General features: G+C 67.7%; 18 protein-coding genes. 8 read left to right on the plus strand and 10 right to left on the minus strand.

What is annotated here, in order from left to right; all coding sequences use genetic code 11:
- Positions 1–57 precede the first annotated feature (57 nt).
- Both EGM71_RS01370 and EGM71_RS01375 read left to right on the plus strand, forming a co-directional pair.
- A complete protein-coding gene (locus EGM71_RS01370; RefSeq protein ID WP_188487273.1) occupies positions 58–990 on the plus strand; it encodes an MBL fold metallo-hydrolase in 933 nt (310 codons plus the stop codon).
- Positions 991–1,095: 105 nt separating this feature from the next.
- Positions 1,096–2,748: a M28 family metallopeptidase gene (locus EGM71_RS01375; protein ID WP_188489721.1), complete on the plus strand. Its 1,653-nt coding sequence runs from the start codon at positions 1,096–1,098 to the stop codon at positions 2,746–2,748.
- Positions 2,749–2,875: 127 nt separating this feature from the next.
- Here EGM71_RS01375 and EGM71_RS01380 read toward each other — a convergent pair whose 3' ends face one another.
- Both EGM71_RS01380 and EGM71_RS01385 read right to left on the minus strand, forming a co-directional pair.
- A complete protein-coding gene (locus EGM71_RS01380; RefSeq protein ID WP_188489723.1) occupies positions 2,876–3,172 on the minus strand; it encodes a hypothetical protein in 297 nt (98 codons plus the stop codon).
- Between the two features lie 67 nt (positions 3,173–3,239).
- Positions 3,240–4,574 carry an MFS transporter gene (locus EGM71_RS01385; protein ID WP_010486964.1) on the minus strand — a complete coding sequence of 445 codons (1,335 nt, stop codon included), beginning with the start codon at positions 4,572–4,574 and terminating at the stop codon, positions 3,240–3,242.
- Positions 4,575–4,798: 224 nt separating this feature from the next.
- On the opposite strand from EGM71_RS01385, the gene yedA reads away from it, so the two are divergent.
- Together yedA and rarD are read left to right on the plus strand one after the other, a co-directional pair.
- Complete coding sequence (gene yedA, locus EGM71_RS01390) at positions 4,799–5,704, plus strand: drug/metabolite exporter YedA (protein ID WP_188487275.1); 906 nt, start codon at positions 4,799–4,801, stop codon at positions 5,702–5,704.
- Entirely contained in the window at positions 5,701–6,597 is an 897-nt protein-coding gene (rarD, locus tag EGM71_RS01395; RefSeq protein WP_188487277.1) for an EamA family transporter RarD, read from the plus strand. The genes yedA and rarD overlap by 4 nt, the downstream gene beginning before the upstream one ends.
- A 153-nt stretch (positions 6,598–6,750) precedes the next feature.
- Here rarD and EGM71_RS01400 read toward each other — a convergent pair whose 3' ends face one another.
- The 5 genes from EGM71_RS01400 to EGM71_RS01420 all read right to left on the minus strand — a co-directional run bounded on the left by EGM71_RS01400 (position 6,751) and on the right by EGM71_RS01420 (position 14,503).
- Entirely contained in the window at positions 6,751–9,576 is a 2,826-nt protein-coding gene (locus EGM71_RS01400) for a TonB-dependent receptor (RefSeq protein WP_188487279.1), read from the minus strand.
- 379 nt (positions 9,577–9,955) lie between these two features.
- Positions 9,956–11,278, minus strand: a complete 1,323-nt coding sequence (locus EGM71_RS01405) for an ABC transporter permease (protein ID WP_188487281.1) — start codon at positions 11,276–11,278, stop codon at positions 9,956–9,958.
- Between the two features lie 13 nt (positions 11,279–11,291).
- Positions 11,292–12,449: an ABC transporter permease gene (locus EGM71_RS01410; protein WP_188487284.1), complete on the minus strand. Its 1,158-nt coding sequence runs from the start codon at positions 12,447–12,449 to the stop codon at positions 11,292–11,294.
- A 14-nt stretch (positions 12,450–12,463) separates the two neighbouring features.
- On the minus strand, positions 12,464–13,153 hold the full coding sequence (locus tag EGM71_RS01415) for an ABC transporter ATP-binding protein (protein WP_049435531.1): 690 nt from the start codon (positions 13,151–13,153) through the stop codon (positions 12,464–12,466).
- Between the two features lie 102 nt (positions 13,154–13,255).
- On the minus strand, positions 13,256–14,503 hold the full coding sequence (locus EGM71_RS01420; RefSeq protein WP_135967475.1) for an efflux RND transporter periplasmic adaptor subunit: 1,248 nt from the start codon (positions 14,501–14,503) through the stop codon (positions 13,256–13,258).
- Positions 14,504–14,704: 201 nt separating this feature from the next.
- Between EGM71_RS01420 and EGM71_RS01425 the strand changes: the two genes are divergently transcribed.
- The 4 genes from EGM71_RS01425 to EGM71_RS01440 are packed head-to-tail and all read left to right on the plus strand — an operon-like array spanning position 14,705 to position 18,194.
- Positions 14,705–15,601 carry an ABC transporter ATP-binding protein gene (locus EGM71_RS01425; protein ID WP_188487286.1) on the plus strand — a complete coding sequence of 299 codons (897 nt, stop codon included), beginning with the start codon at positions 14,705–14,707 and terminating at the stop codon, positions 15,599–15,601.
- Complete coding sequence (locus EGM71_RS01430; RefSeq protein WP_188487287.1) at positions 15,598–16,374, plus strand: ABC transporter permease; 777 nt, start codon at positions 15,598–15,600, stop codon at positions 16,372–16,374. Before EGM71_RS01425 ends, EGM71_RS01430 begins: the two co-directional genes overlap by 4 nt.
- Positions 16,375–16,380: 6 nt before the next feature.
- Positions 16,381–17,595 carry a sensor histidine kinase gene (locus EGM71_RS01435; protein ID WP_188487289.1) on the plus strand — a complete coding sequence of 405 codons (1,215 nt, stop codon included), beginning with the start codon at positions 16,381–16,383 and terminating at the stop codon, positions 17,593–17,595.
- Positions 17,592–18,194 carry a response regulator transcription factor gene (locus EGM71_RS01440; RefSeq protein ID WP_014645643.1) on the plus strand — a complete coding sequence of 201 codons (603 nt, stop codon included), beginning with the start codon at positions 17,592–17,594 and terminating at the stop codon, positions 18,192–18,194. Before EGM71_RS01435 ends, EGM71_RS01440 begins: the two co-directional genes overlap by 4 nt.
- Before the next feature lie 533 nt (positions 18,195–18,727).
- On the opposite strand, the gene EGM71_RS01445 is transcribed toward EGM71_RS01440, so the two are convergent.
- From EGM71_RS01445 to EGM71_RS01455, 3 genes are all read right to left on the minus strand, one after another.
- Entirely contained in the window at positions 18,728–19,264 is a 537-nt protein-coding gene (locus EGM71_RS01445; RefSeq protein ID WP_126928219.1) for a cytochrome b, read from the minus strand.
- Positions 19,261–20,364, minus strand: a complete 1,104-nt coding sequence (locus tag EGM71_RS01450) for a catalase family peroxidase (protein WP_188487291.1) — start codon at positions 20,362–20,364, stop codon at positions 19,261–19,263. The genes EGM71_RS01445 and EGM71_RS01450 overlap by 4 nt, the downstream gene beginning before the upstream one ends.
- 135 nt (positions 20,365–20,499) lie before the next feature.
- Positions 20,500–21,867 (minus strand): leucyl aminopeptidase family protein, encoded by a 1,368-nt coding sequence (locus tag EGM71_RS01455; RefSeq protein ID WP_188487293.1) that lies wholly within the window; start codon positions 21,865–21,867, stop codon positions 20,500–20,502.
- Position 21,868: the final 1 nt, after the last annotated feature.

Consider the following 21,868-nt stretch of genomic DNA (forward strand, 5'->3'; position numbering starts at 1 on the left):
GGGCCGCCTGCGCGCCTACCATGGGGGTCCGTTCCCGATCCTGCCAGGTGCGTGCCGATGACCGCCGACCCCAGCATCCACACCATCGATACCGGCTTCCAGCGTCCCGATTTCGACGCGGCCTACCTGATCGTTGAAAACGGCCGCGCGGCCTTCGTCGACTGCGGCACCGGGCTGTCGGTGCCGGCGATGCTGCAGGCGCTGGCAGACGCCGGCCTGGGCGTGGAAGCGGTGGATTGGTTGCTGCTCACGCATGTGCACCTGGACCACGCCGGTGGTGCGGGCCTGCTGATGCAGGAGCTGCCAAACGCGAAGGCGGTGCTGCATCCGCGCGGTGCGCCGCACATGATCGACCCGACCCGGCTGATTGCCGGTGCGACGGCGGTATACGGCGCCGAAGAGATCGCGCGCAGCTATGGCCGCATCGAGGCGATTGCCGAACACCGCGTGGTAGTGGCCGAAGACGGCCACCGCATCGACCTGGCCGGCCGCGAGCTGTTGCTGCTGCACACGCCGGGTCACGCGCTGCACCACTACTGCGTATGGGATGCGCGCAGCCGCAGCTGGTTCACTGGCGATACGTTCGGCATCTCCTACCGCGAGCTGGACAGCGCGCAGGGCGCTTTCATCTTCCCGACCTCCTCGCCGGTGCAGTTCGACCCGGAGGCGATGAAGGCCTCGATCCGGCGGATACTGGGCTACGCGCCGCAGGCGATGTACCTGACCCACTATGGGCGCGTGGAGCAGGTGGAAAAACTGGCAGGGGACCTGTTCGAGCAGATCGATGCGATGGCCGCCATCGGCCGCCAGTGCGATGGCCGTCCGGACCGCCACCGTTGTCTGTTGGCCGCACTGCAGGCGCTGTACCTGGAACGTGCACAGCTGCATGGCTGTGCGCTGGACGATGCGGCGGTGACTGCGGTGCTGGCGATGGATATCGAACTCAACGCACAGGGCCTGGCCTGCTGGCTGGATCGCATCAGCCGGTAGATCCACGTCATGCGTGGATGACGCAGGCCCAGGCCGCGCCGTGGTGTCACGACCACGTTACACTCTGGTGACTTCCAAGCTAGCCGTGGTACTGCCGTGAATCCGATGCGCGTGTTGCTGCTGTCGTCCTGCCTGTTTGTCGGGGGCCTGGCCCATGCGGCCAACGACCTGCCGGGTGGCGGCATCGATCCGCAGGCATTGTCGCGCCACGTGCGTGTGCTGGCATCAGATGAATTCGAGGGCCGCGCGCCGGCCACCGAGGGCGAAGAGCGCACGGTGCAGTACCTGATCGAGCAGTTCCGCAGCTACGGCCTGCAGCCGGGTGGCGTGGATGGCAGCTGGGTGCAGCCGGTGCCGCTGGTGCGCGCGCAGCTGGACGGCCCGGCCAAGGCCAGCCTGTCGCTGAAGCAGGGCAACCGCGCGCTGGCCAACGGCGTGGACGTGACCCTGCAGAGCCTGCAGCCGCGCAAGCGCGTGCAGATCAGGAATGCGCCGCTGGTGTTCGTCGGCTACGGCATCGATGCGCCGGAACGCCAGTGGAACGACTACAAGGACGTGGACCTGCACGGCAAGATTGCCGTGGTGCTGATCAACGACGCCGATTTTGAGGCCGATGCGCCGGGTGCGTTCGACGGCAAGGCGGTGACCTACTACGGCCGCTGGACCTACAAGTTCGAGGAAGCTGCGCGCCGTGGTGCCGAAGGCGTGCTGATCGTGCACGAGACTGCGCCGGCTGCGTATGGCTGGGCCACGGTGAAGAGCTCGGGTACCTCGCCGCTGTTCGACATCGAGCGCGGCCAGGCCGAGGCGATGGCGCAGCACACGCCGCTGCGCGGTTGGATGCAGCGCGAGCTGGCCGAGGCAATCTTCGCCGACGCCGGCCTGGACTTCGACGCCGAGAAGCGCAAGGCGATGCGCGCCGACTTCCGCCCGGTTGCGCTGGACAACGCGAAGCTGAGCGTGGATTTCGCGCTCAAGCGCGAGCAGGTGGTGACCCGCAACGTGGTGGCCAAGCTACCCGGCGGTGAGCATGGCGACGAGGCGGTGATCTTCTCCGCGCACTGGGATGCGTTCGGTATCGGCCAGCCAGACGCCAAGGGTGACCGCATCCGCCGTGGCGCGATCGACAATGCCACCGGCGTGGCCACGGTGCTGGAACTGGGGCGCGTATTCGCCGCCGGTCCGCAGCCTCAGCGCACGCTGTACTTCGTGGCGCTGACCGCCGAAGAGAAGGGCCTGCTGGGCGCCAGCTACTACGCCGCGCACCCGCTGGCGCCGCTGGACAAGACCGCTGCGGTGCTGAACATCGAGATGTTCAGCCCGGATGGCCCGACCCGCGACATCGCTTCGTGGGGCAAGGGCCGGGTGTCGCTGGAAGGCGACCTGGAACGCGTGGCCAAGGCCCGCGGTCGCAGCTACAGCCCGGACCCGAACCTGGAAGCCGGCTTCTTCTACCGTGCCGATCACTTCGCCTTCGCCCGCCTGGGCGTGCCGGCGATCACCATCGGCCCCGGCCTGGACAAGCTGGACGGTGGGGTTGAAGCCGGCCGCGCGCTGCGCGAGAAGTACTTCGCCGACTGCTACCACCAGGCCTGCGATGCGTGGACGCCGAGCTGGGACCCGAGCGGCCACGCTGCCGATACCCTGTTGGTCTACGACCTGGGCGCAGAGCTGGCCAACAGCCGCCGCTGGCCGACGTGGGAAAAGGAATCGGAGTTCCGCGGCGCGCGCGACAAGAGCGAAGCGGCCCGACGCTGAGGTCGTGCCGGCCGCTGGCCGGCAACGCTCTGCGCTTTCCGGAGGTTCATGAGGTTGCCGGCCAGCGGCCGGCACTACCGAAAGAAGGTGGGGTTGCCGGCCAGCGGCCGGCACGACCGGGTGTTCGTCAGCGCCGGCGCAGCAGCTTCCATGCGCCCCAGCCGCCGGCAGCGAGCGCTGCCAGATAGCACGCCACCATCGTACGCAGGCCAACCAGGGGGGCCGGACTGACGCCGCGATGCAGGCGCAGTTGCAGCGAGCTGTGGCCGCTGCCCAGGTCCACCGCCAGCTGCAGCACCAGCGCGGCGCAGAACACCAGCAGGGCGACCCCGAACCCGGTGCGCGGCCACGCGGCCTGCGCATTGGGCCGGCGCAGCAGCCAGGCCAGTGCCGTGGCTGCGGCCAGCGTCACCGCGATCCACATCAACGGGGTGGCGGGAGACGCAGCGGCCACCGGCAGTGCACCGGTGGCCGCGATCACGGCAACGCGCTTACTTGCGGGTGCCGTCGAGCCAGTTCGGGCCCTTGTTGGTGAGGAAGAACACATAGACCACCAACGATACCGCGATCGTGGCGGTCACGTAGATGGCGAACCAGTCGACGTGGCCGGTCTTCAGCGCGCCCTGGTACAGCAGCGGGGCGGTGCCACCGAACAGCGAGTTGGCCAGCGCATAGCCAAGGCCCACGCCCAGTGCACGCACGTGGGTGGGGAACAGTTCGGCCTTCACCACCGCGTTGATGGAGGTGTAACCGGTGAGGATGACGAACGCCATGGCCAGGGTCAGGAAGGCCAGGGTGGCGTCATGCTGGTGCGGCAGCTGGGTGATCAGGTACCAGCTGTACAGCACGCCGCCGACGCCGAAGAACACCAGCAGGGTCTTGCGGCCGATGATGTCCGACAGCCAGCCACCGACCGGCTGCAGCACCATCAGGAAGGCCAGCACGCCCAGGTTGATCAGGGTGCCGGTCATCGGGTCGTTGCCGGCGAAGGCGCTCTGGATCATCTTCGGGCCGTTCACCGAGTAGGTGTAGAAGGCCACGGTGCCGCCCGCCGTGATCAGGAAGCACAGCAGCAGCGGCCGCCACTGGTGCACGAACAGTTCGTACATCGAGCCGGACTTCTGTGCCTTGCCCTCGCGCGCGGCCTCGATCGACGACTCCGACAGCGACTCGTCCATGCCCCGGCGCAGCCAGAACACCACCACCGCGGCGATGCCGCCGATGCCGAAGGCGATGCGCCAGCCCCATTCGGAGATTTCCGGCTTGCCCCAGAAGGTCAGCATCAGCAGCAGGGTCAGCTGGGCCAGCACATGGCCGCCGACCAGGGTGACGTAGTGGAAGGAGGACAGGAAACCGCGGCGGCCGGGAATGGCGGCTTCGGACATGTAGGTCGCGCTGGCACCATATTCGCCACCGGTGGCGAAGCCCTGCAGCAGGCGTGCGAACAGCAGGATGACCGCGGCCCAGATGCCGATGCTGGCGGCGGTGGGGGTGATGGCGATGAGGAACGAGCACAGCGCCATCAGCGTGACCGAGACGGTCAGCGCCAGGCGGCGGCCGTGGCGGTCGGCGAAGCGACCGAAGAACCAGGCGCCGATCGGGCGCATCAGGAACGTTGCGGCGAAGATCGCCCACACGTACATCGTGGAGTTCTTGTCGTCCGGCGAGAAGAACTGCGATTCGAAGTACACGGCGAACACCGAGTACACGTAGACGTCATACCACTCCACCAGGTTGCCGGCGGAGCCTTTGAGGGTGTTGGAGATCGACCGGCGCAGGGCGGCGCGGTCGTTCGCGGGTACGGCGGGTTGGGACGTGGTGCTCATCTGGGTGGGAATCCTCGATGCGGCGCGTCCGTGCGCAGGGAAAACGGCGCCCGGTCATCGGGGCGGCGCGACCGGGCAGCCCTCTTGGTACTGCATCGGCCGTCAACACGGGGTAGCAGACCAGAGCAGGGTGCATGGATGGATGACAGCGTGCCACCGTCTGGGGTCACGGACCATACTCAAAACGTCCTAGAATCCGCGTTCCCCCGGCTCCCTGGTGTGTCATGTCGGTTCCCCCTTCTTCGTCTGCGGCTGCCCCCCGGGGTGGCCTTGTCGCGCTGGCACTGCTGCTGGTCTACGTGGTCTGGGGCTCGACCTACCTGGGCATCGCCAAGGCCCTGCACGGCGGCGCGCTGCCGCTGACGATGGTCTCCGGCAGCCGGTTCATCATTGCCGGCGGGGTGATGTTCGCGGCGCTGCGGCTGTTCTGGAAGATGCCGAATCCGACCCTGCGGCAGTGGCGCAACCTGGTGGTGATGGGCGTGACCATGCTGGTGCTGGGCAACGGCATGGTGGTGCTGGCCGAGCGCGAGGTGTCTTCGGGCCTGGCCGCTACGGCGGTGGCCTCGGTGCCGCTGTGGATGGCGCTGTTCTCGGCACTGCGCGGGCAGCATGCCAGCCGCGGTGAGTGGCTGGGCATCGCCATCGGCTTCCTGGGCGTGGTCTGGCTCAACGCCGGCAGCAGCCTGACCGCCTCGCCGACAGGGCTGGTGCTGCTGCTGATCGCGCCGATCGGCTGGGCGTTCGGTTCGGTGTGGGCACGCGGGCTGGACCTGCCGGGCCCGTTCATGACCGCGGCCGGGCAGATGATCTGCGGCGGCGTGCTGCTGGTGCTGATCGGCCTGGCGGTCGGCGAGCGCCCGACCACGCTGCCGGACACCGGCGGCCTGTTGGCGATGGCCTACCTGTGCGTGTTCGGCTCCATCGTCGCGTTTACCGCCTACGTGTGGCTGCTGCAGAACGTGCGCCCGGCGCTGGCCGGCAGCTATGCGTACGTCAATCCGGTGATCGCGGTGCTGCTCGGCGCGCTGCTCAACGGTGAACGATTCGGCTGGCGCGACCTGCTGGCGATGGCGGTGATTCTTCTGGGTGTGGTGGTACTGACAATGGCAAGGACGAGAAAGAAGTGAGCATGGACGAGAAAGAACAACGCCGGGGCCTGCTGGTCACCGCTTCGACCTTCGTGATCTGGGGCCTGGTGCCGGTGTACTGGCACCTGCTCAACGAGGTGCCCTCGTTCCAGATCATCGCCCACCGCATCATCTGGAGCACCGTGATGGTGCTGGGCTGGCTGCTGATCAGCTCGCGCCTGGGCTGGTGGCAGAAGATCGCCGCACAGCCGCGCGCGCTGCCGATCCTGCTGGTGTCGAGCCTGACCATCGCCTTCAACTGGGGCCTGTATATCTGGGCGATCAATGCCGGCCACGTCATCGAGACCAGCCTGGGCTACTTCATCAACCCGCTGGTGAACGTGCTGCTGGGCGTGCTGGTGCTGAAGGAGCGACTGCGCCGCCTGCAGTGGGTAGCGGTGGCGATGGCGGCGGTGGGCGTGGCCTGGCTGACCATCGACGCCGGCACGCCGCCGTGGATCGCGCTGGGCCTGGCCTGTTCGTTCGGCCTGTATGGCCTGCTGCGCAAGCTGGTCTCGGTCGACCCGGTGGCCGGCCTGGGCGTGGAAAGCATGTACCTGTTCCTGCCGGCGCTGGCCTTCGCGATCTGGGCGGAAAACGGCCATGGCGGTGCGTTCTTCCATGGCTGGGGCTGGCGCAACGACCTGCTGCTGATCTTCGGTGGCGCGATCACTGCGGTGCCGCTGATCGGTTTCGCCTACGGCGTGAAGCGCATTCCGCTGTCGCTGGTCGGCATCCTGCAGTACATCGCGCCGAGCCTGCAGCTGCTGCTGGGCGTGTTCTTCTTCCACGAAGCGTTCGACACCGCCAAGGCGATCGGCTTCGCCGCGATCTGGGCCGGCCTGGTCCTGTTCGTCGGCGACAACATCCGCACGATGCGGGCCAAGCAGTAGCGCCGGCGGGGCTGCGGGGTCAGAGTCCTTCGCAGGGCGAAGGGATCCGACCTCGCTTCCACCCAAAAAAGAACGGCGCCCCGAGGGGCGCCGTTCTGCTTCCATCCACGGCCAGGAGAGAGGGATGGCCGTGGCGGGAACGCGGTTGCAGGCTTAGAAGCGCTGCTGGTACTTCATGTACATGAAGCGGCCGATGTCGAAGCCACCGTAGTAGGTGAAGCTGCTGTTCGGCTGGCTGTACATGATCGGACCCTGGTGGTTGAACACGTTGTTCACGCCCAGCGACACGGTGCCATCCCACGGCAGGTTGTAACGCACCTGCAGGTCGTGGAAGGTGTTGGAGCCCACCTTGTTGGTCGGCGATGCGCTGGTGTACGACGAGTTGAAGCCCGGCATGTTGCACTCGTCCATGTACGAGCACTTCTCCTTCATGCTGGAGTAGTAGCGCGCGGTCCAGCCGATGCCGAGGTCGCCGTACTGCCAATCCAGATTGAAGGTGGAGCGCACGCGGAAGTCACCCGCCCAACCGGTACGCTGTTCCACCGGAGTGGTGGCGGCGCTGTCGTTGCGCTGCTCCAGGTAGTCGGTGTAGGTGGTGTTCCAGTTGACGGCGAACTTGCCGAACGCGGTTTCCGGCAGGCGGTAACGCACGTTGATGTCATAGCCGGCGGTTTCGCGGTAGCCCGCGTTGACCAGCGAGCGGTCCAGCGACGAGACCTGGCCGTTGCTGCCACGGGTGAAGCGGCCGCAGGCGGCATCCGAACCCTGCACGTAGCACTGTTCCAGGATGTTGGTGGCCGACTCACCGACGATGGCGTTGTCGATGCGGATCTTCCACCAGTCCAGGCTGACGTCCAGGCCCTGCACGAAGTCCGGGCTGTAGACCAGGCCCACGGTCCAGGTCTTGGCGGTTTCCGGTTTCAGGTCCGGGTTGGAGCCCGAGCTGAAATCGGTGGTGGCCTGCTGGCCGGGCTTGGTGGCCACGCTGCCATCGCTGTTGAGCTGGCGGAAGTTGGCCGGCACCTTCAGCGCCTGGCAACGGGCAGCAACGGTCGGGCTGGTGGCGGCGGTACCGAAGGAGGTATCGCACGGGTCGGTGAACGAGTCGCGGCTGCTGACGGTGCCGCCGTACAGGTCATCCACGGTCGGCGCACGGAAGCCGGTGCCGTAGGTGGCGCGCACCAGCAGGCTGTCGATCGGCTTCCACTTCAGGCCGAACTTGCTGTTGGTGGTGGAACCGAAGTTGTTGTAGTCCGAGTAGCGACCGGCCACGTCCAGCGATAGTTCGCGGGCGAACGGCAGGTCGGCCAGCAGCGGCACCTGCAGTTCCAGGTAGACCTCGTTGAGCGAGTAGTTGCCGCGGGTCGGCTGGCCGCCGGTGCCGGCGATCTCGCCCTTCTGCACCATCATGTCCGGCGTGTAGCTGGCTTCCTCGCTGCGGTGCTCGAAGCCCATCGCGGCCAGGATGTCGCCGGCCGGCAGGGTGAACAGCGAGCCGGAGATGTTGCCGCTGGCGACCTTGGTGGTGCTCTGCATCTTGTCGACGAAGCGGGTGAACAGGTAGTCCTGCACATCCTGGTTGCTCAGCGAGCCCGGGCCGGTGTAACCCATCGGGGCGGACGGGTTCCACGGCACGCAGCCGGCGATCACCGCGCCCGGCGCACCGCAGCGGGCCACGTTGCCGTCCATGAAGGACGGGCCGACGGCCAGGTTGACGTGCGGCTGGTACATGCTGCCGGTACCGATGCGCTCGCCTTCGTTGCGGTTGTACATGTAGTTGACGTTCCAGTCCCAGTACCGCGAACCGGTTTCGAAGCTGCCTTCCAGGCCGATGCTGGCGCGCTTGGTTTCCAGGTTGTTCTCGGTACCGCGCGGCAGTTCCTCGGTGCGGTGCGCGAACAGCGCGTCCTGGCCCCACAGGTTGAACGCGCTGTCCTTGGACAGGGCGGCACGGCTGCCATTGCGGGCCTGTGCGGCGCTGACCGAGTACGGGTAGCCGGCCAGGTGCTTGGTCGACTCGCGCTTGCTGTACAGCGCGTCGGCGACGATGCGCAGGTTGTCGGTGATCGAGAAGCCACCGTTGGCGAACACCGAGGTGCGCTCCAGGCCGGTCAGCAGGCTCATGTTCGACTTGGTGTTGGCACCATCGGCCGGATCCGGCGCATGGAAGTTGCCGGCCTTGCTCGGGTCGCCGCCCGGGCCCACGGTCAGGTTCTTGCCACCGACGGTGACGTAGCCCCACGGGGTGTTGCCATTGAGGCCATCGTTCGGGTGGCGCGGGCCGTTGGTGTAACGGCTGAACTCGCGGTCCTTGCCCAGCACCTCGTCTTCCTTGGTGCGCTCGGCGCCCACGCTGAACCAGCCGCGCTCGAAGGTCTTGCCGAAGGTCGCGCTGTAGGCGCGCTTCTGGCCGTCACCCTGACCGTACTGGCCGACATAGACACTGGCTTCGCCACCATCGAAATTCTTGCGGGTGATGATGTTGACCACGCCGGCGATGGCATCGGAGCCGTACAGCGCGGACGCGCCGTCGGTCAGCACTTCTACGCGCTCGACGATGGACGACGGGATCGAGGCCAGGTCGGAGTAACCGCCGGCGCTGACACCCATGCGGCGGCCGTCGATCAGCACCAGGCTGCGTTCCGGGCCCAGGTTGCGCAGGCTGACGTACATGCCGCCGAAGTCGCGCGAAGAGGTCAGCGACGAGGCGCGGCTCATGCTCGGCGCACCGGCGGCAGGAATGTCCTGCAGGATGTCGGCGACGTTGACGTAGCCCTTCTTCTCGATCTCGGCGCGGTTGAGCGCGACCACCGGCTGTGCGGTTTCGACACTGGCCTGGCGGATGCGCGAGCCGGTGATTTCGATGCGGTCGAGGTTGGTCGGGGTATCGCCGGCGCTCTGTGCGAAGGCGGGGGTGGTGCAGCTGGCGGCCAGCGCGATGACGATCGCGTTGCGCAGCGGATTGGTTTTCAGGGACATCCGTGAAATCTCGTGTTTCAGTAAAAACAAGCGCCCGTTCTATGGGCGCGTGGGGTGCTGCAAACCAACGTGGGGGGCGCGATTCTAGAATGTTTCCATTCGTAACTGTTTGTCTCCGCGCTGTGCGATGTGCGCGAAAATGAATCGCAACCAACAATCCACAGATGCGCTGTGCGCAGCGTCACGCGCGCTGCGTTTGCGATGGGCAGAGGCATCGATAGCGGCGGATTTCCTGCAATCTGTAGCAGCGCATGTGCGCAGGCATCCATCCACGCATGGCGTGGATCTACTGCACCGGGATCTGACCCCGCCAACGAAAAAGGGACGGAGCCTTCGCTCCGTCCCCCTGCGTGATGCGCAGTCCACCGCTGCGTGATGCTCAGGTTTCGCGCAGCGCCGTGGTGATCGGCAAACGTGCCGCACGCAGTGCCGGGAACAGGCCGCCGACCAGGCCGATGCCCAGTGCCCATTTCAGGCCGGTCCACAGCAGTTCCGGCGACACATGGAACTTGAACACCACCGCGCTGAAGTTGCTGCCGATGGTGGACACGCTGTAGCCATTGAACAGCAGCCACGCGACCGCACAGCCGAGCAGGCCACCGAGCAGCGCCAGCAGCATCGTCTCCAGCATCACCGCCGTCACCACCGGCAGGCCGCGGAAGCCGATCGCACGCATGGTGGCGATTTCGCGGGCGCGCGTGGCCACTGCCGCATACATGGTGTTGAGCGCGCCGAACACCGCACCCACCGCCATGATCGTGCCGATCACCTTGCCGAGGATGTCGATCAGCTTGGTCAGCCCGCCGCCCTGCTTGCTGTAGTAGACGCGGGTGGTTTCCACGTCCAGTTTCAGGCGCGGGTCGGCGGCGACGGCGGCCTTGAACTGCTCGAAGCCGGGCTTGCCATCGGTGCGCACGCTGATCGACTGCCAGGCACTGCGCTGGTAGGTGGTGGCCAGCGTATCGGCGTCGGTCCACAGCTCCGAATCATGCGCGTCGCCGGTGGCGAACACACCCACCACGGTCCAGGCCTGGTTGCCCAGGGTCAGCGTCTTGCCGACGTCCATATCGCGGAACTGGCCCTTGGCGCCCTGGCCGACCACGATCTCGCGCAGGCCGGTGGCGAACTTGCGGCCCTCAACGATCTTGACCTTTTCATGCACCGCCCACGCCTGCGGGCCCACGCCGCGGAACTGCGCGTTGACGTCGGTGCCATCGGACTTCGACACCAGGTTGACTACCTGCGATAGCTCCGGCGAGAGCAGCGGCCGGCCTTGCGCATCGCGGCTGATGCCGGGCAGGGTGGACAGCATCGGTACCTGCTCGCGGGTGATCACCGAGTTGGTCTCGGCCTGCGAGCCACCGCGCAGCACGATGGCAGTGGTGTCATCGCCGGTGTTGTTGAGCGTGGCCTGGAAGCCTTCGCCCATCGCCAGCATCGCCACCAGCACGCCGACCACGCCGGCGATGCCGACCACGATCACCGAGGAGGCGCCCCAGCGCTGTGGCAGGCTGGCCACGCCGATGCGGGTGGCGGCCAGCGCCAGTCGCCCACCGCGGGTCAGCAGCAGCCACAGTGCGACCAGCACGGCCACGGCCAGCACGCCGATCCACGGCAGGCTGATCCACAGCACCAGGCCGATCACCAGCAGCAGCACCGTCACGCCGTTGCCCAGCCACTTCTTGAGTTTGCTCTTGAACATGTCTGTGTTCTCCTCAGCGGCCGGCCAGTGCGTCGACGATCTTCAGGCGCTTGGCACGCAGCGCCGGCAACAGGCCGACGATGATGCCGATCACCACGATCAGGCCCAGCCCCATCAGCCAGGTCGGCGTCGGCACGTGCGGCGGCAGCATGCCGATGCTCTTCGGGCTGATGACCGGCAGGATCAGCGCGGCCAGGCCCATGCCGATCAGGCCGCCCAGGCCGATCAGCAGCACCGACTCCACCATCACCAGGGTCAGCACAGTGCTGTCCTTGAAGCCCAGCGTCTTCAGCGTGGCCAGTTCGGGCACGCGCTCGCGCACCGCCTGCGCCATGGTGTTGCCGGTCAACAGCAGCAGGGTGAAGAACACCGCGCCCATGATCGACGTGACGATCATGCCGATGTCCGCGAACTGCTTGACGAAGGCCTGCTGGAACGCCGATTCGGTCTGGGTCTTGGTTTCGTGGTCGGAGTTGGCCGAGATCGCATCGATGGCCTGTGCCACCCGCGAGGAGTGGTCCGGGTTGTCCAGCGTCACCGTGTACCAGCTCACCTGGTTCTTGATGTAGTCGTTGGACTCATCGAAGTACTTCCAGTTCATCATCAGCTGGCGTTCTTCATTGGCGGCCAGCGCACGGTCCTTGGAGCGGTAGATGCCCTTGAGCACCAGTGGCCAGTCGTTGCTGCCGCCGCGCGGGAAGATCGTTGCCTGCAGCGGGATGGTGTCGCCGATCTTCCAGCCGAACTGCTTGGCCAGGGTCTCGCCGACGATGGCGCCGGTGCGGGTCTGCTTCCAGTCCTCCAGCTGCGCTGGATCAATCTGCAGCTCGCGGTAGACATCGAAGTAGTTGGGTGACACCGAGAAGTTCGGGAAGAAGTTCTTCGGGTCCTGGTAGATGCCGCCGAACCACATGCCATAGGCCACGTCGCGCACGCCGGCCACCTGGCGCACCTGGGCTTCCAGGCGGATCGGCAGCGACTGGGTGATCGACAGGCGCGAAGCGACCACCAGGCGGTTGGCCCCTTCCACGCTGCCACCAGAAGTGAACGCCACGCGCACCGAGTCGAGCATGCCGAACAGCAGGAACGCGGCGACCACCGAGAGCAGGGTCAGCAGGGTACGGGTGCGGCTGCGGAACAGCTGTGCCCACACCAACGAGAAGTATTTCATCGCCGTGGCCTCCGTCAGTGGGCCAGCGGCGCGTCGGCCAGCTCGCCCTTGTCCAGGTGCACCGTGTGCGTGGCGTACTCGGCGGCCTTCGGGTCATGGGTGACCATGATGATGGTCTTGCCGTGCTCGCGGTTGAGCTGCTGCAGCAGGCCGAGGATCTCCTCGGCCGATTGGCGGTCGAGGTCGCCGGTCGGTTCGTCGCAGATCAGGAAGGTCGGGTCGGAGACGATCGCCCGGGCGATCGCCACGCGCTGCTGCTGGCCGCCGGACAGTTCATTGGGACGGTGGCTGCGGCGGTCGGCCAGGCCGACCAGGGTCAGCGCGATCTCGGCGTTGCGCTTGCGCTGCGCCGCGCTGAGGTGGGTCAGCAGCAGCGGCAGTTCCACGTTCTTCTGCGCGGTCAGCATCGGCATCAGGTTGTAGAACTGGAACACGAAGCCGACGTGGTGGCTGCGCCAGGTCGACAGCTGGCCACCGCTCATCTGGTCGATGCGCTCGCCTTCGATGCTGATTTCGCCGCCACTGGGATTGTCCAGGCCGCCGATCAGGTTGAGCAGGGTGGTCTTGCCCGAACCGGACGGGCCCATCAGCGCGACGAAGTCGCCGCTGGCGATGTCCAGGTCGATGCCGTGCAGCACCTGCACTTTCTCGGGGCCACGCTGGTAGGTCTTGGTGATGTTGCGCAGTGAAACCAGGGTCGACATGGGTGGTTCTCCACGGAAGGCGGGAAACGGGGAAGCGCACCCGCGATGGCCGCGGGCGAGCGTCGAGCGGTGCTGCCGGCGGCGCCTACGGGCGCCAGGCCGTTACTGCGCTTGTTTCTGTTGCACCTTGGCGCCATCGCGCAGGGTGTCCGGCGGGTTCACCACCACCGATTCACCTGCGCTCACGCCCTTGAGGATCTGGCGGTCCTTGCCCATCGCCTGGCCGGCCTCGACCGTGCGCTGCTGCACGCGGCTCTCGTCACCCAGCACGAAGGCCACCGAGGCGCCCTCGCGCTGCACCACGGCGCCGCCCGGCACGCGCACACCCTGCGGCTTGGCGGCCGCCTGCGGCTGCGCCTGTTCCAGGAAGCTGACGCGCACGCCCATCTCCGGCACGATGCGCGGGTCCTTCACCTTCAGCGCCACGCGCACCTTCACCGTGGCCTTGCCGCGGTCGGCGGTGGGGATGATGGCGATCACCTCGCCGGGAATCTTCCATTCCGGGTAGGCGTTGAGCGTGGCCTCCACCGGCATCTTCGGCTGAACGCGGCCGATGAAGGCCTCGCCGACCTCGACTTCGATCTCCAGCGAGTCCATGTCGACGATGGTGCCGATGCCGGTACGGGTGAAGCCGCCACCGGCCGACAGCGGCGAAACGATTTCGCCCGGTTGCGCCGCCTTGGCGGTGACCACGCCGGAGAACGGTGCGCGCACGATGTTGTTGTCCACGCCGAGGTCGGCGATGGACAGCTGGTCGTGTGCCACCTTGACGTTGCGCTGCGCGGTATCCAGCTGCGCGCGCAGGCTGTCACGCTGGGCCACGGCCTGGTCGTACTGCGAGCGCGACACCAGCTGCTGGCCGACCAGCGCCTGCAGGCGGCTGGCTTCGGCGGCGGCCTGCTTCTGCTGTGCCTCCAGCCCGGCGACCTGGCTGCGTGCAGCCTGCAGCTGCGAGGCGTACAGGCTGCGCTGCGCGTCCGCATCGATCGGGTCCAGCGTGGCCATCACCTGGCCGGCCTCGACCCGCATGCCTTCCTCGATCATCACTTCACGCACCTTGCCGGTGATCTTGGCCGACACCGTGGCCATGCGACGGGCCACCACATAGCCGCTGGCGTCGAGCACCGAGCTGCTGGCGCTACCCTGCTGGATGGCCACGGCGGGGGCGGTTTCCACCTCCACGGCCGGTGCGCGACCGAACAGGAAGGCCACGGCCGCAGCGATCAGCAGCACGACCACGATGATCGCGATCCACAACCAGCGGCGGCCACCGCCATTGCCTCCGGAGGCCGGCGGGGGCGACTTGCGGTCGATACGGAGTTCCTTCAACAGCTCGGCAGAAGCGTTCATTCGTTCCATCACAGGCGTTCGGGCGGGTATGGCCGGAAGGGCGGACGGCGGCGGTTCCGGCGGTGAGCGTGCGGCACAGCATGAAGGCAGGCACAGCGATGACGGCAGTGACAGCTGTCACCCGATGACACTGACGGCGGCAACTGCGAAATGTGACCACGGCGGCACAGGATGGCAACGTCCCCGCTACCGGTACCGCCCATGGATCCGATCGCCCCGTCGCTGGCCCGCCTGCAGCAGGTGCAGGTGCGCTATCGCGACCATACCGCCCTGCAGGGCATCGACCTGCAGGTCCGCGCTGGCCAGGTGCTGGCATTGCTGGGCCGCAACGGTGCCGGCAAGAGTACCGCGATCAGCGTGCTGTTGGGCCTGCGTCGCGCCGATGCCGGGCAGGTCGAGCTGCTCGGCGGTGACCCGCAGCAGCGCGCCAGCCGTATCGGCCTGGGCGTGATGCTGCAGAGCACCAGCCTGCCACCGATGCTGCAGGTGGACGAACTGGTGGCACAGGCCAGCGCCTGCTACCCCGACCCGATGCCGCTGCAGGAGGTGCTGCAGCGCGCTGGCCTGCAGGCACTGGCGCGCCGTCGCTACGGCCAGCTGTCCGGGGGCCAGCAGCGCGCGGTGCAGTTCGCCATCGCGCTGTGCGGCCGCCCGCGCGTGCTGTTCCTGGACGAGCCCACCACCGGCCTGGACATCCAGGCGCGGCAGGCGATGTGGCAGGCGATCCGGCAGCTGGTGGCCGAAGGCTGCGGCGTGCTGCTGACCACCCACTACCTGGAGGAGGCCGAAGCGCTGGCGCAGCAGGTAGTGGTACTGGAGCAGGGCCGGGTATTGGCCGATGCACCGCTGAGCGAGCTGCGGCTGGCCGACCGGCCGCGTCGGATTCGTTGCCGCAGTGTGCTGTCCGCCGACGACGTGCAGCAGTGGCCGGGTGTGCAGCAGGTGCAGCGCGACGGCGAGCATCTGCAGCTGCTGGCGAGCCCGGCCGAGCCGGTGGTAGCACGCCTGTTGGCCGCCGATGCGCAGCTGCGCGAACTGGAAGTACAGGGCGCGGCGCTGGCTGACGCCTTCCTCGACATGACCCGGGAGGCCGCATGAACACGCTGATCCGCGCCGCCAGTCAGCCGGTGCCCGTGTGGCGCCAGGCACTGCGCCCGTACCGCGCTGAACTCACGGCCGAACTGCGCCGCGCCTGGCGCACGCCGGCGTTCGCGGTGCCCTCGCTGCTGTTTCCGGTGTTGTTCTACCTGCTGTTCGGCGTGCTGCTGGGGCGCGGTCACGCACCGCTGTACCTGCTGGCCACCTACTGCGTGTTCGGTGCGATGGCTCCGGCCTTGTTCGGCTTCGGCGTGCAGCTGGCGCTGGACCGCGAAGGCGGCCTGCTGACCCTCAAGCGCGCGCTGCCGATGCCAACGGCGGCACCGCTGCTGGCGCGGCTGGCCATGGCGATGATGTTCGCGCTACTGGTGGCTTCGTTGTTGATCGGCGTGGCGCGCGTGTTCGGTGGCGTCCAGCTGCACGCGCTGCAGGTGCTGCAGCTGCTGGCGGTGGCCGGACTGGCGGCGCTGCCGCTGGGGGCGATCGGCCTGCTGATCGGCAGCCATGTCAGTGCCAGTGCGGCGCCAGCGATGGTCAACCTGGTCTATCTGCCGCTGGCGCTGCTGTCGGGCCTGTGGTTGCCGCTGTCGGCACTGCCCAAGGTGTTCCCGACGATGGCACCGCTGTGGCCGACCTGGCATCTGGCGCAGCTGGCGCTGCCAGTGGTCGGGCTGCCGTCGGAGGGCAGTCTCGCCGGCCATCTGCTGGTGCTGCTGGCGGTCACGGTGGTGGCGCTGCTGCTGGCACGGCGCCGCCTGCGCCGGATCGGCTGAACTGGCATGATCGGCAGCGGTCGTCCCCGCCTGGATCCTCCCGTGCCACCGAGCTGGCTTGCCTCCCTGCTGCGCCCCGCACCGGATTCGGCGGTGGCCGAGCTGCTGCGACGTGGCAAATCGCCCTGGAGCGGTGCGATCCACCTGCTGTGGTCGGTATGGATCTTCCTCACGCCGGTGCTCGGCAATGGCTTCACGCTGCGCTGGCTGCTGCTGACCCTGGCCAGCTATCCGCTGTTCCTGCTGTTCTACGCCAAGGTGATGCTGGCGCCACGGCACCATGCATGGCGCTATGCGCTGGGCATGATCGTGCTCGCTCTGGTACTGCTGCCGTGGTACCCGTCGGGTCTGAGCTACTTCGTGTTCGGCTGCGTGATGATCCGCATGAGCAGCCGGGGCGGCTGGTGGCACTACCTGCTGCAGCTCACCGGGCTGAACCTTCTGTTCTGCAGCACCGCGCTGTACTTCGGCTATCCGTGGCAGGCCATGGTGTGGATGCCGGCGGTCTCGTTCATCGTCGGGCTGGTGGTGAACGTGGAGGCCTTGAGCCAGCAGCGCGACGTCGCATTGCAGCTGTCCCAGGACGAGGTGCGGCGGCTGGCGACCACCGCCGAGCGCGAGCGTATCGGCCGCGACCTCCACGATCTGCTGGGCCATACCCTGTCGCTGATCACGTTGAAGCTGGAACTGGCGCGCAAGCTGCACGACCGCGGTGATGCGCGCGCCCGGCAGGAGATCGGCGAGGCCGAGGCCATTGCCCGCGAGGCGCTGGCACAGGTGCGCAGTGCGGTGACTGGTATCCGCGCCAGCGACCTCGCCGGCGAGCTGGCATCGGCGCGCCTGCTGCTGGAATGCCAGCAGGTGCATCTGCAGTACACGACGCCACCTGCCATGCCGGTGGACGTCGAACGTGGCCTGGCGCTGGTGCTGCGCGAGGCGGCAACCAACATCGTGCGCCATGCACAGGCGACCCGGGTGCAGGTGGATTTCATGCTTGAGGAACGACAGTTGGCGATGCAGATACGCGATGACGGCCGTGGCGGCGTGCAGGCCGAGGGCAATGGACTGTGCGGCATGCGTGAGCGGGCCGCAGCGCTGGGGGGGCAGTTGACGTTGCAGTCGCCGCGCGGGGCGGGGACAGTGCTGACGGTACGCGTGCCGTTGATGGCCGCGACCACGCCGCTGTCGTCCACATCGCTGGCGCAGGACGGTGCCGCATGATCCGCATCCTGCTGGCCGAGGACCAGGCGATGGTGCGCGGCGCACTGTCGGCGCTGCTGGGCCTGGAACCGGATATCGAGGTGCTGGGCAGCGCCGCCGACGGCGAAACCGCGTGGCGCATGCTGCAGCAGCTGCAGCCCGACATCCTGGTGACCGACATCGAGATGCCCGGCTTGTCCGGTCTGGAACTGGCCCAGCGCATCGCGCGTCACGAGCTGCCGATCAAGGTGGTGATCGTGACCACCTTCGCCCGTGCTGGCTTCCTGCGCCGCGCGCTGGAAGCGGGCGTGCTGGGCTACCTGCTGAAGGACGCACCGGCCGAGAACCTGGCCGATGCACTGCGCAAGGTGAAACAGGGCATCCGCGCGATCGACCCGCAGCTGGCTTTGGATGCATGGTCGCAGGCCGACCCGCTGACCGACCGCGAGCGCCGCGTGCTGCGGCTGGCGGGCGAGGGCCGCACCGCCAGCGAGATCGCCGAGCAGTTGGGGTTGTCGCACGGCACGGTGCGCAATTACCTGTCCGAGTGCATCGGCAAGCTGGGCGTGGCCAATCGGATCGAGGCGTATCGGCTGGCGCGGCAGAAGGGGTGGTTGTAGCGGATCATTTCCGCGCCTGCGGAGAGGTGTCACTTTCTTTGCTCGTGCAAAGAAAGTAACCAAAGAAACACACCGCCAGGTCGCGAGCCGGTGCTGCGCACCGGTGCCCTGTGCTTCTCGGTGAATCAGGGGACGGCGCCGAACTCGCTGCGCTCAAACACCGGCGCCTCTTCGCCCCTGATTCCCCTGCGATGCTCGGCTCGCTCAAGGCGGACCCAACGTCAAAGACAAAAGCTGCACCCAGTAGATCCACGCCGCGCGTGGATGCTCTTGTTGTTGATCTTGACCTTCAAGTCCGCCTTGAGCGAGCCGAGCACCGCAGGTCCGGCGAGGGCGAAGAGGCGCGGGTGTCTGAGCGCAGCGAGTTCCCGCGCCGTCCCTCGACGGACCGAGGAGCGCAGGGCATCGGCGTGCGAAGCACGCCGGCTCGCGGCCGGCGGAGCGTTTCTTTGGTTACTTTCTTTGCGCGCAAAGAAAGTGACACCCCTCCGCGGTCGCGGAAACGATCCGCCGTGAACGCCCGGCGAACCCGATCAATCCTTCCCGCGCGCCATCGCCTGGAACACCCCATCGCGCCGCACCCACAGGTGGAACAACGCCGCACCCACGTGCATCAGCACCGTGGCGAACAACACATACGCCAGCAGGCTGTGCGCATTGCGCAACGCGGCATACAGCGCCGGGGTGTGCGGCACGATCGGCGGCAGGTGCAGGCCGCCCCACAGCACGATCGGGTAGCCACCGGCCGACAGCATCGCCCAGCCGATCAGCGGCATTGCCAGCATCAGTGCATACAGCATCCAGTGCGAGGCCTTGGCGGCCATCACCTGCCACACCGGAAGATCCGCCGGCAGCGGCGGTGGGCGATGGCGCAGCCGGTTGTACAGGCGCAACAGCACCAGTACGCCGATGGCGATGCCCAACGGGCGGTGCAGGTCGATCAGCATCGGCCGCAGGTGCAGCGAGGCGACCATGGTCACGCCGACGAACAGCATGGCGATGATCATCAGCGCCATGGACCAGTGCAGCACCCGCGCCAGCAGGTTGAAGTGGCCGTTGCCGGTGCTCATCGTGCGGCCTCCTTCGGTTGCTCGACGTTGCCGGTGGCGCGCTCGCGTTCGCGGCGGTTGAAGGACTGCGAATAAACCGCCGAGCGGGCCGCCAGGATCGGATCTTCACTGCCGCGCACGCCACTGGGCAGGATCAGCGGATCGAAGTTGATCTGCCCGCAGGCGCCGTGTTCCTGCGACTGCATGCGGTCCAGGCTGAGTACGCCGGCCACGACCTGATCACGCGACTCGGACCACGGTACCGACGGATCATCGATGGCATCGCCGGGCTCGGCGGTGGTCACGACCAGGTTCCAGCGCACCGGACCATTGGCCAGGCGCTGCTGCAGTTCCTGGCTGAGGAAATCGACGCTGGCCTGCTTGCGGGTTTCCGCATCCATCTCCACCACCGGCGCCTGCGGCTGCCAGCGCCAGCGCACGGCGCGTTTCTGGCCCTGCGCGTTGGTGAACCAGAAGCTGTTGACGCTGTTGAAGGTGGTGTCGGCCCAGCTGCTGGTCCACGGCGCGGTCTTGGCCCACTGCTGGAAGGCCTGCGCACTGGGGTATCTGGCCAGCACTGCGGCCATCTTCTGCGGGTCGGGCTTGCCGGTGGCCGGGTCGGGAATGGAGGCGCGCGTCTGCTCGTAGAACGCCTCGGCGTTGGGCACGGCGAAGAACGGGAAGCTGTTCATCGCCATGCGCCATTCCTGGCCATCATCGCTGACCATCTGCACCGCGAGGCTGCGCACGCGTGCGGTGTTGTCGGCGCCGTAGGGATCGCCGCCGCCGATCGACAAGCGGCCCATCACCGGCACGCGGCGCTGCGAGAACACCCGTGCACTGGACAGGGTGGGGGCCTGCGCGCTGGGTTCGAACCAGCCGCTCACGCAGATGCCCTTGCTGTGCGCACGGCGGAACCCGGGATGGGCCGGACCGGTGGCCTCGATGGTGTCGGTGAAGCGCTGCGCGGTGAGGCGGTCACCAATCCAGCCGGCCAGCCAGGCGAAGGCCAGTGCGACGGCACCCAGGATGAGCGCGATCAGTGCGATCCAGGGCAGCGGCGAATGCCTGCGCGGTGCGTCCGCTGCCTGGCCGGCGCGGGTGTAGCGGAAGAGCGACATGGTCGGGTTCCTGCCTTCACGGAGCGTGTGGGTGGTCGACCCACACATCCTCGCAGAACCCTTCCAGGCCCGGTATTCAATTTTTCGTCAAGTTTGCCGGGGACGGCGTGCCGACGAAGGTCGGCACCCACCCGATCAGCTGTAACGCGCCTTCAGCATCGCCCACGCCGAACGCAGCGCCAGCGCTTCGCCACCGGCCGGACGGCCCGGGCGTTCGCCGTCGTTCCAGGCGTACACGTCCAGGTGCGCCCAGCGCTGGCCGTCTTCCAGGAAACGCTCCAGGTACAGCGCGGCGGTCACCGAGCCGGCCATGCGCGAACCGGCGTTGGCCAGGTCGGCGATGCCGCTGCTGAGGTAACGCAGGTAGGGGCGCCACAGCGGCATGCGCCAGACCGGGTCGCGGGTCGCGTCGCCGGCCTGCAGCCACTGCTGGGCCACGCGGTCGTCATTGCTGAAGAGCGCCGGCAGATCCGGGCCCAGTGCGATGCGTGCGGCACCGGTGAGGGTGGCGAAGTCCAGCACCAGGTCCGGCTTCTGCTCACCGGCGAAGGTCAGCGCATCGCACAGGATCACGCGGCCTTCGGCATCGGTGTTGTCGATCTCCACGCTCAGGCCCTTGCGGGTGGCGATCACTTCGCCCGGGCGGAAGGCATCCGGACCGATCGCATTTTCCACCGCCGGCACCAGCAGGGTCAGGCGCACCGGCAGCCCGCGTGCCATCACCAGGCCGGCCAGGGCCAGTGCATGCGCGGCACCGCCCATGTCCTTCTTCATGTTGCGCATGCCGTCGGCCGGCTTGATGTCCAGGCCGCCGGTATCGAAGCACACGCCCTTGCCGACCAGCACCAGTGCCGGATCGGTGTCCTTGCCCCAGCGCAGCACCACCAGGCGCGGTGCGCGGTGCGATGCGCGGCCCACGGCGTGGATCGCCGGGAAGTTCTGCTTCAGCAGTTCATCGCCGGTGATCGCTTCGACCTGCGCGCCATGCGCATCGGCCAGGGCGCGTGCGGCGTCTTCCAGCTGCTGCGGGCCCATGTCTTCGGTCGGGGTGTTGACCCAGTCGCGCACGCGCAGGCTGGCGGCGATCAGGTCGGCCACCTCGCCGGACGGTGCAGCCACCAGCTGTGCCGGTGCACGGTTGCGCTTGCGGTAACGGTCGAAGCGGTAGCTGCCCAGGCCCCAGCCCAGCTGCAGCAGCGCCAGTTCGGCGGCCGGCAGTTCGCTGGCCAGCTGCCACACGCTGCCCTCCGGCAGGGCGTGCGGGGCGTGCGCATAGCTGTAGGCATCGCCACGATCACCCACACCCATCACCGCACCGGCCAGGCCATCGCTGCCGGGCAGCAGGGCCACGCTGTGCGCGCCGGCGGTGAAACCCTGTGACGCCAGCCAGGCCTGGGTGGCGGCCGGCTGGCCGTCCTTCCAGGCGGCGAACTGCTCGCGGTCCAGCACGTACAGCGGCAGCGCTGCGGCGGTGTCGGCGGTGAAACCAGTGATCTCGCTCATG

Origin of the sequence: Stenotrophomonas maltophilia, assembly GCF_006970445.1 — a bacterium.
GTDB lineage: Bacteria > Pseudomonadota > Gammaproteobacteria > Xanthomonadales > Xanthomonadaceae > Stenotrophomonas > Stenotrophomonas maltophilia_AU.

What these genes read in the sequence shown, in the direction of transcription:
- EGM71_RS01420 (WP_135967475.1), bottom strand. Translation starts at nt 14,503, where the DNA reads ATGAACGCTTCTGCCGAGCTGTTGAAGGAACTCCGTATCGACCGCAAG.
- EGM71_RS01455 (WP_188487293.1), bottom strand. Translation starts at nt 21,867, where the DNA reads ATGAGCGAGATCACTGGTTTCACCGCCGACACCGCCGCAGCGCTGCCG.
- EGM71_RS01400 (WP_188487279.1), bottom strand. Translation starts at nt 9,576, where the DNA reads ATGTCCCTGAAAACCAATCCGCTGCGCAACGCGATCGTCATCGCGCTG.
- EGM71_RS01445 (WP_126928219.1), bottom strand. Translation starts at nt 19,264, where the DNA reads ATGAGCACCGGCAACGGCCACTTCAACCTGCTGGCGCGGGTGCTGCAC.
- EGM71_RS01450 (WP_188487291.1), bottom strand. Translation starts at nt 20,364, where the DNA reads ATGTCGCTCTTCCGCTACACCCGCGCCGGCCAGGCAGCGGACGCACCG.
- EGM71_RS01425 (WP_188487286.1), top strand. Translation starts at nt 14,705, where the DNA reads ATGGATCCGATCGCCCCGTCGCTGGCCCGCCTGCAGCAGGTGCAGGTG.
- EGM71_RS01385 (WP_010486964.1), bottom strand. Translation starts at nt 4,574, where the DNA reads ATGAGCACCACGTCCCAACCCGCCGTACCCGCGAACGACCGCGCCGCC.
- EGM71_RS01405 (WP_188487281.1), bottom strand. Translation starts at nt 11,278, where the DNA reads ATGTTCAAGAGCAAACTCAAGAAGTGGCTGGGCAACGGCGTGACGGTG.
- EGM71_RS01440 (WP_014645643.1), top strand. Translation starts at nt 17,592, where the DNA reads ATGATCCGCATCCTGCTGGCCGAGGACCAGGCGATGGTGCGCGGCGCA.
- EGM71_RS01415 (WP_049435531.1), bottom strand. Translation starts at nt 13,153, where the DNA reads ATGTCGACCCTGGTTTCACTGCGCAACATCACCAAGACCTACCAGCGT.
- yedA (WP_188487275.1), top strand. Translation starts at nt 4,799, where the DNA reads ATGTCGGTTCCCCCTTCTTCGTCTGCGGCTGCCCCCCGGGGTGGCCTT.
- EGM71_RS01410 (WP_188487284.1), bottom strand. Translation starts at nt 12,449, where the DNA reads ATGAAATACTTCTCGTTGGTGTGGGCACAGCTGTTCCGCAGCCGCACC.
- EGM71_RS01375 (WP_188489721.1), top strand. Translation starts at nt 1,096, where the DNA reads ATGCGCGTGTTGCTGCTGTCGTCCTGCCTGTTTGTCGGGGGCCTGGCC.
- EGM71_RS01370 (WP_188487273.1), top strand. Translation starts at nt 58, where the DNA reads ATGACCGCCGACCCCAGCATCCACACCATCGATACCGGCTTCCAGCGT.
- EGM71_RS01430 (WP_188487287.1), top strand. Translation starts at nt 15,598, where the DNA reads ATGAACACGCTGATCCGCGCCGCCAGTCAGCCGGTGCCCGTGTGGCGC.
- EGM71_RS01435 (WP_188487289.1), top strand. Translation starts at nt 16,381, where the DNA reads ATGATCGGCAGCGGTCGTCCCCGCCTGGATCCTCCCGTGCCACCGAGC.
- EGM71_RS01380 (WP_188489723.1), bottom strand. Translation starts at nt 3,172, where the DNA reads ATGTGGATCGCGGTGACGCTGGCCGCAGCCACGGCACTGGCCTGGCTG.